Below are 16,287 nucleotides of genomic sequence, written 5' to 3' on the forward strand. Positions count from 1 at the left end.
ATAAGAAAATTTACAATTATTAGTTAAATCATTTTTGAAATGCATACAAAAAAGACCGTGACAAAATCTCATCACGGTCTACTAGCAATTTATTTTTCTTCTGATTTCATCCCTTGGTTATTTCGGCGCAGCACTACATATAAAATCGCTCCAAATAATAAAATCGCACCTATTCCAACACTTATCACTTTCACATTCGATTCCTTTACTTCAGGTGCAACTGTATCTTTTTTAGGCATCGCAAAAGTAACATCTTCTTTTGAAAGAACATTTATAGTCGCAATCGTTTGATTATTCTTTATAATATCTACCGCACCAACTACTTCACCGCGATGAATTCCTTTTTGATACAAAGATTCTTTATCCACTGAATTAACCCGAAAAGCCGTTTTTATATTTTTCCCTTCATCTTTCTTTAGCATAAGCTCTGCACTTTTTTCCAGCTCAGAATCAACATCTTTATTTAAATACTTTGCCTTTTGGTGCCAACTATGTTTATCTAGTACAGTTTGCTTCGTAAATTGCCCAAAAGAATATTCCGCCATCTGCTTCAAATCTTCATAAATTTCAGGTCTTTGAGAAGCCATTACTACATTTATAATACGATTACCATCCTTCTCATTTAATAAAACGAGCGTATTGCGTGCTTCATTCGTAAATCCTGTCTTACCACCCATACTATATGGATTTTCAAAATAAGTAGACTTATTAAAAATAGAAACTGTTTGCGTAGATGTCGTAACCGTCGTTCTTTTCGTATTCATCGCTTGTAAAATTTCAGGATACTTTTGCACACCTCTCGTAATCATGGCCATATCATATGGCGTCGTATAATGATTTGGATCATGCAATCCATTTGGCGTTACAAAATGACTATCTTTAGCCCCTAATTGCTTCGCCCTTTCATTCATCATATTGGCGAAGTTTTCAACACTTCCTCCAATACGCTCCGCAATCGCATACGACACATCATTCGCACTCAGCACCATTAAAATCATAAGTGCAGTATTTCTATTAATAGTCTCACCAGGGTGAAACTCAATTTGATAATTACTCTTCTCTTGATCTAATGCTAATTGTGAAAACGTAAATTGATCCTCTGGCTTCGTATGCTCCATCAGTAAAATCGCCGTTAACACTTTCGTCATACTAGCAGGGAACGCACGATGATGTGCATTTTTGTCGTACAACATATCTCCTGTTTTCGCATCAATCGTAGTCGCAAACTGACTAAAAACATTCGGCCCTTCCGCAGGTGGAGGTGCCACTTGCTCCGGATTTACTCCAATATTCGTCTCAGCATATAACGTCATAGGTGTCAAAAAAAATAAACAAATAACCATAACGAAAACCGAAATTTTCTTAAAATTTACCATATGACTCTCCCTTTTCACTATACTCTCACAGCTTAAAAACTGAATCTACCAATCTATATGTGAATTGTATTAAATTGGAAGAACATTCACTGTTTTTTACTATATCATACTTTTACGATAAAGAACATAAATATACAATAAAAAATAAGAAGGAATTATTCTTTCTTATCCTTCTCATCAATCAATGAATCTATTAAATTTTGACTAGCTTCCTCGGGTGTAATCTCATCTGTCATCCCCATAAACGACCAGCCTTTAGAATCGACCCACTCAACAAACTCTTGTAAAAACTCATCATGTGTAACATCCACATCAAGAATCGATCCATTAATCGAAATCGTTCTATTTCTAGATACGCGCATCTTGAACGTTTTCCTTACCATTACAATAATTCTCCCTCTACTACTGAATATTTATAAAGTGAAACTTTAATCAGCCTTCACCAATCGGGCTTTTACGAGCAGCCTGCCACCACCTAACTTCTTTGCTTTCGCTAAATTTTGAGGTGGGGATCTTACCGTCCGCAAATAGCGGGGTAAAATAATCTTGTATCTCTGTTATACATGATTTTAAGTAAATTGTAAAAAGGATATATTGGCCAATTTGCATATTGAAGCTAAAAATCTATCATCCTGCAAAAACATGAAACGATATGTAATTGATCATAAATGACTAAATAAATCCACATAAAAAAACAAAACAACTTACATTTTATCACACCAAATACAAATGACTTCAGTACAATAAAATGGAATATACTAGAAGAAGACTTAAAATGAGGAGGAACTCTATGGCGCGTTGTACGTATTGTAAAACGAAGTGGACAATAAAAGATGTATGGTCAATACTCGTGACATTTGAAAAAGATTGCCCGTATTGTTTTGGGAGACAGTATCTATCAAAGAAAACAGTGAACGCTATGCCCGAATTTATTAGCTTACCTTTACATTTCTTACTCCCTTTTCTTGTCGATTTAAGTGATGATGGTCCTTTAGATTGGTATCGAAAAAAATAATATAACCACTTTATTCGAAATCACTTTTCATTACATTCTCTTCTTATATATTCCTTAATACACAACTAAGTGATTCCAACTACTTTCCTATCAAAACATTAATATAAAATATTGTAAAATTTCAGTTAATTATATATAATTGCTTTAGCATAAAGATTAAAGATGCTGTTACATACGCATTTTTGAAGATCCCGTAGCTCAGCAGGGAGAGCGCCACCTTGACAGGGTGGAGGCCGTGAGTTCGAGCCTCTCCGGGGTCATAAAAAAAGAGAAACCGTATCAACCTTCTACGTGATATGGTTTCTCTTTTTTATCTAAATCAATCACTTCCCACCAAACATCTTCTCCAAAGACTTCGCATTAGCAAACAATACTTCTTTCAAGTTATCATCTGCAACGATTTTATAGTCGCCATCTTTGTTTTTCTTTAAGTTCAATGTAACTTCGCGAGTTGCCATGATTGCATCTTTATCTGATAAGTGTTTGACGATTGCTGATGTCATCGTTTTTTCGATTGCTTTTTCAGACTGTTCTTTGTCTTCGCTAAAGGCGCTAGCGAAGGCCATTGGCATAACTTCTCCCACTGCTTTTGTTACAGCAACGGATAGATCAGCAGATGTAATTTTCACTTTCACTTCTGCTTTGTCATCTTTTTTCGATACTTCTTCTGGCTTTTCAAATTTAAAGTTTTTCGTAATTGCACTCAGCATTGCTTTTGCCTCAGCATCATCTGTTTTTTCATTTAGTTTATTAAATTCTTTGTCACTCTCAACAAATGTACGAGCCTTTTCAACATCACCTTTTTGTATCGCGGTTAAAAATTCTTCTGTCGTATCTTTCGGATTTGCACATCCTGCTAATACACCTACTGTTAATCCTACTACCATCATTAACAGCAATAATTTCTGTATCTTTTTCACGTTTATTCTCCTCTTATCTTTTCTAGTAAGTCAGCATTATACAAGGGTATGAAACTGACATTACAAACATTTTTTAGTATAGCATTTATATGATTCATTTCCTATTCATTCCAAAAAGATAAAAACCCTTGCAGCATTCCTAAAAGGCCCTTTATCTTTCAATCCGTATCTGTAGCACAAATGAGCCACATTTTACGCTCCTTACTATCTAGCACCATCCAAGTAGCATCCCACGCAACATCGTAAAACCAATCTGTCCAAGGACGATAGCTTTCGAACACTTTAATATCTTCGTATCGATCTTGGAACATATATTGGCATACATTGACTGCTAATTGCTTTGCAATAACTGGTCGTTCCTTAAATTCTTCATATGCTCCTCCTCTTATGATTTGAAATGCAATACTCCCATCAAGCATTACTGCGCTTCTATATTGAAATTGAAACTTATATTTTTCTGACGTATGTATTTTTAACTCTTCTAAGTTATGCATTATATCTAAAGAGTTGAAGATTCTTCTAAAGAAGTGCTCGTATCCATCTTTCAAATGTGGTATTTCTTTGAAAAAATTTTCTTTATGTACTTTAAAACAGCTTATAACCGCTCCGCCATTTACGTTTTGTTCCTTGAATGTATGAGTTGCTCAATAGATAAGTCATTCGTGTCTATTTTTTCAAACGTCCCCTCTTTCCATCTCATAACGCCCACTACTCTCTATTAAAAATTTATTTCCTCATTATAAATAGCAAAATTAAAACCAGCAACTTTAAGGTTGCTGGCTTATCTCTTATTCATATTCGAAAAAACAATAACAATTGCTCCGAACACATAATGACCCGCTACCATCCACACGCTCCGATCGAGGATCATAAGTGATAACCAAAGCGATATATTAATAGCAGCAAATAATACATATAAAATGAAGTCTCTCTTTTGTAGCGCTTCTCGATTCATCAAAATATAAATTGCGCCGATTGGCGGAAAGATGAAGCAAAGGAAAAAAACAAACATTTTTCTTAACGACCATGGATAAATTACTGTCTGCATATGAGTCTCCTTTTCACTTTATAGTACATGTAACATCGGTCTTACTACTCTATATTCGTCACTATAAGGCTCCTTTATGATTAAAGGTGAGTGAGGATTTTTTTCTTCTTCTATCATTGTGAATACTTCTGTTTTTTCTTGTAATATGTTGGATTCACTGTTTTTAGTAGGTTTTTTACTTGTTTCGATTTTCTTCGTTACTTCTCCGAGCCTTTGTCCAACTTTTTCAGCTTCGGCAGGTTCATTCGTAACATAGTATTCTTGGTGCTCCCATACTAACATAGGTGGCACTTGTTCTCGTTTGTTACATATTATATAAGTAATACTAGCTATAAGTAGTAGGCATGTTAATAAAAAGAAGATAGTTTTTTTATTCATATACTATGCTCCCTATCTATCATTTTATTAAATTATATAATATCCATTATATGTAGTAAATGGATATCGTGGGAATTTTCGGATTTTATACCAAAAAGAAAAACCTTACTACAGTAAGGTTCCATTTTTATATTCTATAGTGATTGATTTATTAAAACGATCATTACGATGATCGCTATAAACATAACGACTAAACAGCCGATCATTTTATAAAAGCCTCTTTTCGTTAACGTCCCACCTTGAACGTCTTTCCGAATAAATAAGAATACGGCTAAAAATAATACAAGTCCAATGCCAAAAGCATACATCATTTGCATATGTTAATCTTCCTTTCTCTCTTCCATCTTAATATCTTTTCGATAAAACAACAAATGAGATAAAAACTGTACTCATCGTAAGTGCCATTAGTATATTCAATAATTCAGTAGCAGATAGTGTAAGTATTTTTAAGTTCAAACCGAAAGAGAAAAGAAGATAATATGCTGCTAATGCAAAAAAGCTGAAGAACATTCCTTTATAACGAATAAGTTTCATTCGCTCATCTTTTTCTTTAAATTGCGGGTGTAAGTAACTTAGGCAGAAACACATAATCATCATCGCGAGTACTGTATACGTTGGAGCCGGTGGTGCGGAATGCGTCATTATGCCCGCTAATACCATGGTTCCACTCATAATAAAGAAAATAATTCCCATAATTAAAAAGTACTTTTGTGAATAATTCATCCCTATTCCCCCTCTTCTTTTCCTTCATAAATAAATACATGTTCTATCGTTGTCTGAAATGTTTTCGCTATTTCAAATGCTAACGGAAGTGACGGATCGTATTTTCCCTTTTCAATTGAAATGATGGTTTGTCTGGAAACTCCAAGTTTCTCAGCCAATTTTTCTTGAGATAGTCCAAATTTTTTTCGGTATTCAACCATTTTATTTTCCAAGGAAATTTCTCCCTCCTTCCTTACAGTGAGTATATATGTAAAGCAACCTTTACGTCAAGTTTCCTTTACATGCATTTTAGTTTGTTTCACTCTATTTATATAGAAGAAACTTTTCAATTTCAGCACGTCTATTTTGAAGCGCAACACGGAACACTGTAAATAACAGTTACTATATCTCCTCCTCTCTTTTTTTAAAATTTAATATCTCCCTATTTGTTTTATCCTTTTAAAATATTTCATTTATCTCTTTATTCCACAAAATGCGTTATTGGTTTTACGGTGTTTTTCGGCATATTTTATGTTTAGCAACTTTTTTTGTAGAAATCCTTCACTTTCCTTTCAATATTTAACACTATCTAAATGAAGTTTACGATAAATTCATAATTTTTTATTTTTTATACTATATTCCGTTATATTGTTGTATAATATCAATGAAAGCGCTTATTATTTCAATATACATAATTCGAACTCATTTTTATCGAAACATTCTAATTATTATACTTATATTTACATGCAACAATTTTAGTCATTCGTGTAGGTATACCAAATATATCCACCCCATTTTTCTGTAAAATTACTTTATAACATGAAAGATTAACTTGGGTGATAAGTTATTGTGAATGTTTTTTTACAAAACAGATAAGTAATAGTGTTTGGTATTATGTAAATTATTGTAATAACATAAGAATAAAGAAAACATTTACATTGATTATTGGTTCATCAATTATTGAAAAGAGCAAAATGCACCTTTTGTTTGGAAAAAGGATTATATGCATTGGGAGGTTTAAACAAATGACGAGGAAGAATACAACGACAAACCCTTGGGCCAAGTTCCATGGTCCGAACCTTGGTTATGTTATTGAGCAGTATGATCTTTACGTAACTGGAGCAGGTTCTGTTGATCCGGAATTACAAGAGCTTTTTGAAATTTTTGGAGCTCCTTCGTTTCAAGATGATGTCGTAACAGGGGACAACACAGCAACACATTTTTCTCCTCAAAACACAGGGAACATTGAAAAAATTCTTAAAGTCGTTCAGCTTGTTGAACAAATTCGTTCATTCGGGCATACGTTGGCTCACATCAATCCGATGGAAGATGCTGCTGATGGACAATCTCTTCTTGAGAAAGCAATGAACGAACTGAGCGATGCTGACTTGAAAGCGATTCCAGCGAAAACAGTATGGCAAGATGCACCAGAAGGTATTCACACTGCACTTGATGTAATTCATAGATTAAAAGACGTTTATACAAAATCTTTAGCTTATGAATTTTCTCATATACAAGATAGTGAAGAACGCGCGTGGTTGCATCAAATGGTGGAATTAAATTCATTGCGTCAACCACTATCAAATAAAAAACGAACTGCTCTTTTAAAACGTTTAACAGCTGTTGAAGGTTTCGAGCAATTCTTGCATAAAACATTCGTTGGGCAAAAGCGTTTCTCTATCGAGGGCGTTGATATGCTTGTACCTGTTCTAGATGAAATTGTTCTCGAAGGTGCAAAGGGCGGCGTAGAAGATGTCATGATTGGTATGGCTCACCGCGGTCGTCTAAGCGTACTTGCACACGTATTAGAAAAACCATATAGTCACATGTTTGCTGAGTTCAAACATGCAAAAATAGAAGGCGCAGTGGCAAATTCTGGCTGGACTGGCGACGTGAAATACCATTTAGGTAGAGAACAAGTCGTTAGTAACGAAGAAGTTAGCACTCGCGTTACATTAGCAAATAACCCAAGTCACCTTGAGTTCGTTAACCCTGTTGTAGAAGGTTTTGCACGTGCGGCTCAAGAGAATCGTAAAAAATCTGGTCTTCCAGAACAAGATACTTCAAAATCATTCGTAATTTTAGTTCATGGTGATGCTGCATTCCCTGGTCAAGGTATTGTATCTGAAACGTTGAACTTAAGCAGATTGAACGCGTACCAAACAGGCGGAACAATTCATGTTATCGCAAACAATGCAGTTGGCTTTACGACTGATAGCTATGATTCTCGTTCTACGAAATATTCAAGTGACCTTGCAAAAGGTTTCGATATTCCGATTGTTCACGTGAACGCTGATGATCCAGAAGCTTGTCTTGCTGCTGCTAACCTTGCGATTCAATATCGTACATTGTTCAAAAAAGACTTCTTAATCGATTTAATTGGTTACCGCCGCTACGGTCATAACGAAATGGATGACCCAGCAGTTACGCAACCACAAGTGTACAAAAAGATTAAAAATCACCCAACTGTAAGAGCGATTTATGCAGATCAATTACAAGCTGCTGGTGTTCTAAATGCAGATGAGGTTGAAACAATGACTCAGTTTATACAAGAGCAATTAAAATCTGACTATGCACAAGTACCGCCAGCTGATACGAGCGCTGCAACAATTGACGTTAAAGTGCCAGATGTTGTTGCAAAAGGCATTCAGCCAATTGATACTGGTGTTGAGATTGACTCACTTCGTGCAATTAATGAAGGTCTACTATCTTGGCCAGAAGGCTTTAACGTATATCCGAAAGTAAAGAAAATTCTTGAACGCCGTAAAGACGCTCTTGAAGAGAACGGTAAAATTGAATGGGCACTTGCTGAGTCATTAGCATTCGCTTCTATTTTACAAGAAGGTACGCCAATTCGCTTAACTGGTCAAGATTCACAGCGTGGTACATTCGCGCACCGTCATATCGTATTACACGATACTGATACAAATGAAACATATTCGCCATTACATCGCTTGCCAAACATTAATGCATCCTTCTCTGTTCATAACAGTCCGTTATCAGAAGCCGCTGTTGTTGGTTACGAGTATGGTTATAACGTATTCGCTCCAGAAACTCTTGTTATGTGGGAAGCGCAATATGGTGACTTCTCAAATACTGCGCAAGCATTATTTGATCAATATGTTTCAGCTGGAAGAGCAAAATGGGGTCAAAAATCTGGTTTAGTTCTTCTATTACCGCACGGTTATGAAGGTCAAGGACCAGAGCATTCTAGTGCACGTCCAGAACGATTCTTACAGTTAGCTGCTGAGAATAACTGGACAGTTGCAAACTTAACGAGCGCGGCACAATACTTCCATATTTTACGTCGTCAAGCATCTATCTTAGGAACAGAAGCTGTTCGACCATTAGTATTGATGACGCCGAAGAGTTTATTACGTCACCCACTTACGCTTTCAACTGCTAGTCAGTTAAGCGAAGGACGTTTCCAACCTGCTCTAGAACAAGAAAACCTTGGCATGAAACCAACTAAAGTAAAACGTCTTGTTTTAAGCACAGGTAAAATGGCGATTGACTTAGCAGCAGAAATTGAGTCTGGTAAACATGAGTATAACTTAGATGAAGTTCATGTCGTTCGTATTGAACAGCTGTACCCATTCCCTGCTGAGAAAGTTCAATCTATTATTAAACGCTTTAAAAACTTAGAAGAAATTATTTGGGTTCAAGAAGAACCTCGTAATATGGGCGCATGGCATTACATGGCTCCAATTCTGTTCGAACTTGCTGGAGATAAAGTGAAAACAGGTTACATTGGACGCCCAGATCGCTCTAGCCCATCTGGTGGCGATCCATTCGCTCACAAAGCTGAGCAAGAACTAATTGTTGCACACGCTTTAGATGTGAAGTATAACTTCCGTCAAGATAAACAAGAAATTGAAGTTTTCAGCAACTGAAAGTAACAATGAAGGTTTCTAGCTTGCTCCCCGGACAGATATTCTGCCCGGGGGTAGGCTAACAAATGGAGATTACCGAAGACAAAAGAAGAAAAAACACACCGTTAGGCAAATAAGGGGAGGACATTTAAAATGATCGAAATTAAAGTACCTGAGCTTGCAGAATCTATTACTGAAGGAACTATCTCACAATGGCTTATCAACGTAGGCGACAAAGTTGAGAAAGGTGGCAGCGTTGTTGAGCTTGAAACTGATAAAGTCAATGTAGAAATCATTGCAGAAGATTCAGGTATTGTATCGAAGTTACTAGGCGAACCTGGGGATACAGTTGAAGTTGGTGCAACTATCGCAATTTTAGATGCAAACGGAGCACCGGTTGCAGTAAGTACACCTGCACCGGCTGCTGAACAGCCAAAACAAGAAACAACTGAAGCACCGAAAGCTGCGGCACCAAATGCTGAGCAAACTACAACTTTACAAGGTTTACCGAATACGAACCGTCCTATCGCATCACCAGCTGCTAGAAAAATGGCTCGTGAATTAGGTATCGACTTAAACGACGTACGTAGCACAGATCCACTTGGACGTGTGAGACCACACGATGTACAAGCTCATGCTGCCGCACCAAAAGAAGCACCAGCTGCTCCAAAAAGTCCAGCTCCTGCTCCAGTTGCAAAAACGGAATTCGAAAAACCAGTTGAGCGCGTGAAAATGTCCCGCCGCCGTCAAACAATTGCAAAACGCCTTGTAGAAGTTCAACAAACATCTGCAATGTTAACAACATTTAACGAAGTTGATATGACTGCAATCATGGAATTACGTAAAGAGCGTAAAGATGCTTTCGAGAAAAAACATGATGTACGTCTTGGCTTCATGTCATTCTTCACAAAAGCAGTTGTTGCAGCATTAAAACAATTCCCATTATTAAATGCTGAAATTCAAGGCGATGAGCTTATCATTAAAAAATTCTATGATATCGGTATTGCAGTAGCAGCTCCAGATGGATTAGTTGTTCCAGTTGTACGCGATGCTAACCAATTAAACTTCGCTGAAATCGAAAGCGAAATTCGTAATTTAGGTATGAAAGCACGCGATAACAAACTTTCATTAAAAGAGTTACAAGGTGGTACATTCACAATTACAAACGGTGGTGTATTCGGTTCTCTAATGTCAACACCAATCCTAAACAGCCCACAAGTAGGTATTTTAGGAATGCACAAAATCCAAGTACGTCCAGTTGCAATTGATGCAGAACGTATGGAAAACCGTCCAATGATGTACATCGCTTTATCTTACGATCACCGTATTGTTGATGGTAAAGAAGCAGTTAGCTTCCTTGTTGCTGTTAAAGATATGCTTGAAGATCCAAAATCATTATTATTAGAAGGTTGATAGATTAATAATCTATTACAGGCTGTAGAATGAATTATTCTACAGCCTTTTTTTATTGCATTCATATGGGACAAATTTCATTACATAAGCTAATAATGTATGCCTAAAACGTAAGGAGGATTAAAATGAATAACCTTCCAATTGATGCAAAACTTAAAGCAAATAAGGATACTTTTTTCCTCCCCGACTCAAACGGGGGTGTCTATTTTCGAAATAATGCCAGTTCATTTCGTATGGACGGTGATGGAATTTACAACTGGATTGAAAAATTAATGCCAATGTTTAACGGGAATTATTCTTTAGCAGAAATAACCGATGGTCTCCCTCTCCCCTATCAAAATCGTGTATTTGAAATTGGAGAGATTTTATATGAAAATGGTTTCGTTCGGGATGTAAGTCAAGATGCACCTCATGAATTAAATAGCGCATTACTTGATAGATACGCTTCACAAATTGAATTTTTAGAAGCTGATTCTCATTCAGGCGCTCTAAAATTCGAAACGTATCGCGCAGCAAACGTCCTTATAATTGGTTCTGGAGATATGCTTACTTCCTTAGTTTCTTCTTTATTAGAATCAGGATTACCTACCTTTCATTACCTTGTTACAGATTATGAGGAAACAAATTACGATCGCATTCATGAGCTAGTAGAACTTGCACATGAAGTTGATGATCATGTCCTTGTTCAGGAAATAGATACGACAATTGATCGTCCCCTGCATGAAGTGTTCGAGCCTTTCGACTGGATTTTGTATATTTCTCAAAATGGAGATATTGAAGGCCTAAGAGCAGTTCACACGATTTGTAGAGAAGTAGGAAAGAACTTCATACCTGCCGTCTGTTTATCAGCACTTGGTATAGCCGGCCCTATCGTAACAGCTAATCGTGAAGAATGCTGGGAATCCGCATGGCATCGGCTACATGAAACAACTTTACAAAATGAACATTCATCAGCATCATTTTCACCACTTCCATCTGCAATGTTAGCAAATATAATCGTATTTGAATTACTTAAACATGTCGCTGATGATTCCTACCGAGAAAAAGAACCACAATTCTTTTTATTAAATTACGAAACACTCGAAGGAGCATGGCATCCTTTTATAAAACATCCTCTCGCAACTGATGAAAGTTTTACAATTGATACGATAGAAAATCTTTCTGAACAACTTGGGCAGCGGTCCAACCAACATACCTCAACTGATTTATTCCGCTTTTTCGACTCATTAACTTCTAAAGAAGCTGGTTTATTCCATGTATGGGATGAACAAGATTCATATCAATTACCGTTATCACAATGCCATATTCAAGTAGCTACTCCACTATCAGATGGTCCTGCTTCCCTCCTGCCTCTTATGACTTGTGGTGGTTTAACTCATAATGAAGCGCGCCGAGAAGCTGGTTTAGCAGGAATTGAAACATATGTAGCGGAAATTATGCACCGCCTTATTCCTGAACATAATGATATCGGTATTGGCGCTGGAGAAACGATGACAGAAGGTGTATACCGGGCGCTACAACAACATTTAAATAATAAATTGTATGAGCGGCAGTCACATATGCTAGAAGAAATTACGACGATTGATTTAACTGCAATTCATGATAAACATTGTAGATTTTATTACGATGCTCTCTCTACAATTCATGAAACACCTAAAATAGCAGTAAGTGAAGAGATTCTCAGCTTTCCTGTCGTTTGGGTCGGTATAAATGATCGCTGGTACGGTGCATCTAATATTAATATGACGTTAGCCTTACGAAACGCACTACAACTATCACTACTTCATATTCAAAATGAAGAGACTCCTTACAGAGCTAATATCTTGCCTGAATCCTCTATTATTTTATATGACACGGATTCTTTTAGAGTGGAAATACAAGCGGAAGAAGAAGTTCCAGGTGTGCAATCTGTGCAGCTTGCCTTGCAACATTTAGAAGAACATAATTTTTATCCATTCGTGTTTGATTTAGCCATTGAATCATTTTTGAAAGAAAACTTAGATGGTGTATACGGTGTATTAATTGCAAAGGAGGACAGTCTATGACTCAAAATATATTGCTTATAGGCGATGGCTTACTTGCAAACTATGTACATGATCAACTATGCAAACAATATTCTATCATTCGCCAACATAACCTTACAGAAGAACTCCCTGAAAATATTCATCTCGCTCTCGTATTACATGATGGCTCTCCTTCTACTATTCATCATGATGCCGAGCTAATGTTTCGATCGAATCATATTCCATGGCTACGTGCATTCACTTCATTTGGTGAAGGTATTATCGGTCCTTACATTCATCCTCTTGCAACTGGCTGTTCCAACTGCTCTGATGGACGCCGATTTATCGCTGGATTTGATCAACAAGAAATGTGGGCACTACAGCGGAAATATGCGTTAAAGGCAGATAATGTAACAAGGCGTGATGTACGTGCCACCCAAAATGGTATGTTACAAATGTGCCATCTTATTCGTGCAGAAACAGAGAAAATATTAACTCATAACCATTCTTCTTTAGAAAATGAACTCATTTTACTAAACTTACAAACACTGCAATGTACGCGGCATTCTTTTCTTCCCGATCCGCTCTGCCCTGTATGTAGCAATTTGCCTGATGATACGGCAGATGCAGCAGCGATTTCGTTACAACCGAGCTTAAAAACAAGCGAAGCAGCATATCGCTGTCGTTCCATTCATGAACTAAACACATTTTTAACGAGAGATTATTTCGATTATCGCGTCGGTATGTTGAACGGAAAAATGCAGCATTCTTTATTACCATTTGCTGACGTTATTATAAACATGCCATTAATGTTTGGAAATGAAGGTGTTGCAGGCCGAACTCATTCATTTGCAATGAGTGAAGCGACTGCTATTTTAGAAGGTTTAGAACGATATTGTGGTATGTCACCTCGAGGAAAAAAGACAAATGTACACGGCAGTTTTCGTGAGTTAGAGGATCATGCACTTAATCCCCTCTTGCTCGGTGTCCATACAAATGAACATTATAATCGTAATAGTTTTCCGTTTAAACCGTTTGATCCTGACTATGAACAAAACTGGGTATGGGGCTACTCTTTATTACAAAACCGGCCACTTTTAGTTCCTGAATCAATTGCTTATTATAGCCTCGGTCATCGAGATGCTTTCGTGTATGAAACATCAAATGGATGTGCAATTGGTGGTAGTTTAGAAGAAGCAATTTTTCATGGCATTTTAGAAATTGTAGAGCGTGACGCCTTTTTGCTCACTTGGTATGCCGAATTACCTCTCCCCCGCCTTGATCTTAGTTCAGCAAATGATACGGAATTACAATTAATGATTCAGCGGCTGTACACGATTACTGGGTATGAATTACATGCTTTTAACGCAACGATGGAACACGGTATCCCAAGCTTATGGGTAATTGCGAAAAATACGCGTGAAAATGGAATGAACGTTGTTTGTGCGGGAGGCTCTCATTTAGACCCTGTCCGCGCTTTAAAGAGTGCCATCCATGAAATAGCAGGCATGTTACTAATAGCAGACGATGAACTTGAACAAAAAAGAGAGCACTACGAAAACTGCTTACAAGACCCTTATCTCGTAAATAAAATGGAAGACCATAGTATGCTGTACGGATTAAAAGAAGCAGAAGAACGTCTTCACTTTCTTTTACGTGACGATGCCCTGGTACAATCATTCCAAGAAATGAATGCATTACAATCAGTTGATCTAGATTTAACATCTGATCTTCATCAACTTTTAAACCGTCTGCAGCAATCTGGACTTGACGTAATCGTTGTAAATCAAACAGTACCTCTTATAGAAAAAAACGGATTACATTGTGTAAAAGTCATTATTCCAGGCATGCTACCGATGACGTTCGGTCACCATCTCACTCGGGTTACAGGACTGGATAGAGTATATACTGTGCCGATGACACTTGGATATACAAACGAACCTTTAACGAATGAACAATTAAATCCACATCCGCATCCGTTTCCATAGTAAAGGAGGGGATTCTATGCAGCTGGATACTTTTTTACATCATCTCCATTTTTCTATAGACGAAATTATGCCGAACCATGAAGTGGACTGGGAAGATGCACCGCTCCCTTATAAATTATATCGAAATGTCCCTATCATTCCACTCTCTTTAGAAATCCCATTATCTTTACCTAACTCTTCTACTACACCTACTTTAAAAGAGATTGGTCATTACCTTTGGTCCTCATTTGGTTTAACACAGTTATGTCAGCTAAGTAGCGAAAAAATTTTATTCCGAAGATCTACCCCTTCAGGCGGCGCTTTATATCCAAATGAATTGTATATATATTTAAAGATCGATGATTATCCAGACGGTATTTACCATTACGACGCTGCGCACCACCGACTTATTTTACTTCGCGAAGGAAATTTCGATTCTTACATTACAGAAGCACTTGGCAACCGTTGTAACATACAGTCTTGTTTTGGCGCTGCATTCGTATCCACTATGTTTTGGAAAAACTACTTTAAATACAATAACTTTTCATATCGACTTCAAGGATTAGATAGTGGTGTTCTCATCGGACAATTACTTGCATGTGCCAAACAATTCGGTTACAAAAATGGCGTATACTTTCAGTTTTTAGACCGGGCAATCAACCATTTACTCGGACTGTCAGAAGGCGAAGAAAGCGTGTATGCTGTCGTTCCTTTAAGTACAGAACCGCAAACTAATTGGTTTCACAATGATTACCGTGAAAATAAAACAGTTACTTCTCATGAGTTGTTACAGCAAATTCCGCCGTTAGCACACGAACATTTCGTTCGATCAAAGCAAGTATATAAACATCCGATGATAACAAAAATAAATGAAGCTTCTATGATTGAATCGACAGCACACTTCCAAACACTACATCATGAAGAGCACTATCAACATCATGCGCACGCTGTACAGTTGCCGCAAGTAGAACGGTTATCGTATGATTTCTTACAACTTTGTAAAGAACGGTATTCCCCTGATGCTGACTTTACTTTCACGAAATGGGATGCAGCCGAGCTCGCTACTTTACTACAAGAAGCGAGTCTCTCCTTCCCTTATTACAACGACCTTGATGGTCAGTATGTAAATGAAAATGCACGGGTCTCATTATATGGATGTTTTTATAACGTAAAAGATATAGAGAACGGCGCTTATTCTTATAACAGTAAAACACATTCCATACAGCCACTTCGATATGGAGACCTTCGTTATCCCCTTCAATCCAGTATGACGATGGATAACGTAAATCTTTTTCAAGTACCGCTTTGCCTACATGTAGTCGGAAAGAAAGAATACTATACAAATGTATTAGGCTATAGAGGATACCGTATTCACCAAATGGAAGCTGGCATACTCGTTCATAAACTCGTTTTCGCCGCAACCGCGATGGGGATGGGCGGGCATCCATTACTAAGTTTTGATACAAATTCATGTGATCAGTTATACGGGATAGATACTGGAAATGAAACGTCTCTCATTCAAATTCCTGTTGGGGCGTATCGAGCGCGGAATTGGTTAAAAGGGGATTTGCGTAATTAGAAGCACGCCGGTGG

Annotated in this window: 14 protein-coding genes, 1 tRNA gene and 1 pseudogene; 7 read left to right on the forward strand and 9 right to left on the reverse strand. The window is 37.2% G+C overall.

Annotation, left to right across the window (positions count from 1 at the left end; all coding sequences use genetic code 11):
- Positions 1-89 precede the first annotated feature (89 nt).
- Both JDS99_RS15765 and JDS99_RS15770 read right to left on the reverse strand, forming a co-directional pair.
- Complete coding sequence (locus JDS99_RS15765; protein WP_002126097.1) at positions 90-1,376, reverse strand: D-alanyl-D-alanine carboxypeptidase family protein; 1,287 nt, start codon at positions 1,374-1,376, stop codon at positions 90-92.
- 155 nt (positions 1,377-1,531) lie between these two features.
- Positions 1,532-1,759: a hypothetical protein gene (locus JDS99_RS15770; RefSeq protein ID WP_000251865.1), complete on the reverse strand. Its 228-nt coding sequence runs from the start codon at positions 1,757-1,759 to the stop codon at positions 1,532-1,534.
- Between the two features lie 407 nt (positions 1,760-2,166).
- On the opposite strand from JDS99_RS15770, the gene JDS99_RS15775 reads away from it, so the two are divergent.
- Both JDS99_RS15775 and JDS99_RS15780 read left to right on the forward strand, forming a co-directional pair.
- On the forward strand, positions 2,167-2,391 hold the full coding sequence (locus JDS99_RS15775; RefSeq protein ID WP_087984783.1) for a hypothetical protein: 225 nt from the start codon (positions 2,167-2,169) through the stop codon (positions 2,389-2,391).
- A 187-nt stretch (positions 2,392-2,578) separates the two neighbouring features.
- Positions 2,579-2,651 (forward strand) — tRNA-Val (locus tag JDS99_RS15780).
- A gap of 63 nt (positions 2,652-2,714) precedes the next feature.
- Here JDS99_RS15780 and JDS99_RS15785 read toward each other — a convergent pair.
- The 7 genes and pseudogenes from JDS99_RS15785 to JDS99_RS15815 all read right to left on the reverse strand — a co-directional run bounded on the left by JDS99_RS15785 (position 2,715) and on the right by JDS99_RS15815 (position 5,672).
- Positions 2,715-3,311: a hypothetical protein gene (locus tag JDS99_RS15785; RefSeq protein ID WP_137012228.1), complete on the reverse strand. Its 597-nt coding sequence runs from the start codon at positions 3,309-3,311 to the stop codon at positions 2,715-2,717.
- Positions 3,312-3,469: 158 nt separating this feature from the next.
- Positions 3,470-4,011: pseudogene (locus JDS99_RS15790) on the reverse strand (hypothetical protein).
- Positions 4,012-4,092: 81 nt separating this feature from the next.
- Positions 4,093-4,359 (reverse strand): hypothetical protein, encoded by a 267-nt coding sequence (locus tag JDS99_RS15795; protein ID WP_199695328.1) that lies wholly within the window; start codon positions 4,357-4,359, stop codon positions 4,093-4,095.
- 18 nt (positions 4,360-4,377) lie between these two features.
- On the reverse strand, positions 4,378-4,737 hold the full coding sequence (locus tag JDS99_RS15800; protein ID WP_075308517.1) for a hypothetical protein: 360 nt from the start codon (positions 4,735-4,737) through the stop codon (positions 4,378-4,380).
- Positions 4,738-4,871: 134 nt separating this feature from the next.
- Complete coding sequence (locus JDS99_RS15805) at positions 4,872-5,054, reverse strand: DUF3976 domain-containing protein (protein WP_001178300.1); 183 nt, start codon at positions 5,052-5,054, stop codon at positions 4,872-4,874.
- A gap of 28 nt (positions 5,055-5,082) precedes the next feature.
- Positions 5,083-5,460 (reverse strand): permease, encoded by a 378-nt coding sequence (locus JDS99_RS15810; RefSeq protein WP_199695329.1) that lies wholly within the window; start codon positions 5,458-5,460, stop codon positions 5,083-5,085.
- A 2-nt stretch (positions 5,461-5,462) separates the two neighbouring features.
- Positions 5,463-5,672, reverse strand: a complete 210-nt coding sequence (locus JDS99_RS15815; RefSeq protein WP_000428506.1) for a helix-turn-helix transcriptional regulator — start codon at positions 5,670-5,672, stop codon at positions 5,463-5,465.
- 792 nt (positions 5,673-6,464) lie between these two features.
- On the opposite strand from JDS99_RS15815, the gene odhA reads away from it, so the two are divergent.
- The 5 genes from odhA (at position 6,465) to JDS99_RS15840 (ending at position 16,273) form a co-directional block, all read left to right on the forward strand.
- A complete protein-coding gene (gene odhA, locus JDS99_RS15820; protein WP_199695330.1) occupies positions 6,465-9,332 on the forward strand; it encodes a 2-oxoglutarate dehydrogenase E1 component in 2,868 nt (955 codons plus the stop codon).
- Between the two features lie 132 nt (positions 9,333-9,464).
- Positions 9,465-10,724, forward strand: coding sequence for a 2-oxoglutarate dehydrogenase complex dihydrolipoyllysine-residue succinyltransferase (odhB, locus tag JDS99_RS15825; protein WP_000569906.1), 1,260 nt, complete (start codon positions 9,465-9,467; stop codon positions 10,722-10,724).
- A gap of 125 nt (positions 10,725-10,849) precedes the next feature.
- Positions 10,850-12,769 carry a putative thiazole-containing bacteriocin maturation protein gene (locus tag JDS99_RS15830; protein WP_199695331.1) on the forward strand — a complete coding sequence of 640 codons (1,920 nt, stop codon included), beginning with the start codon at positions 10,850-10,852 and terminating at the stop codon, positions 12,767-12,769.
- Positions 12,766-14,715, forward strand: a complete 1,950-nt coding sequence (locus tag JDS99_RS15835; protein WP_098857346.1) for a TOMM precursor leader peptide-binding protein — start codon at positions 12,766-12,768, stop codon at positions 14,713-14,715. The genes JDS99_RS15830 and JDS99_RS15835 overlap by 4 nt, the downstream gene beginning before the upstream one ends.
- Before the next feature lie 16 nt (positions 14,716-14,731).
- A complete protein-coding gene (locus JDS99_RS15840; RefSeq protein ID WP_199695332.1) occupies positions 14,732-16,273 on the forward strand; it encodes a SagB family peptide dehydrogenase in 1,542 nt (513 codons plus the stop codon).
- Positions 16,274-16,287 lie beyond the last annotated feature (14 nt).

The organism is Bacillus cereus group sp. N6 (assembly GCF_016483705.1).
In the GTDB taxonomy this organism is placed as follows: Bacteria; Bacillota; Bacilli; order Bacillales; family Bacillaceae_G; genus Bacillus_A; species Bacillus_A wiedmannii.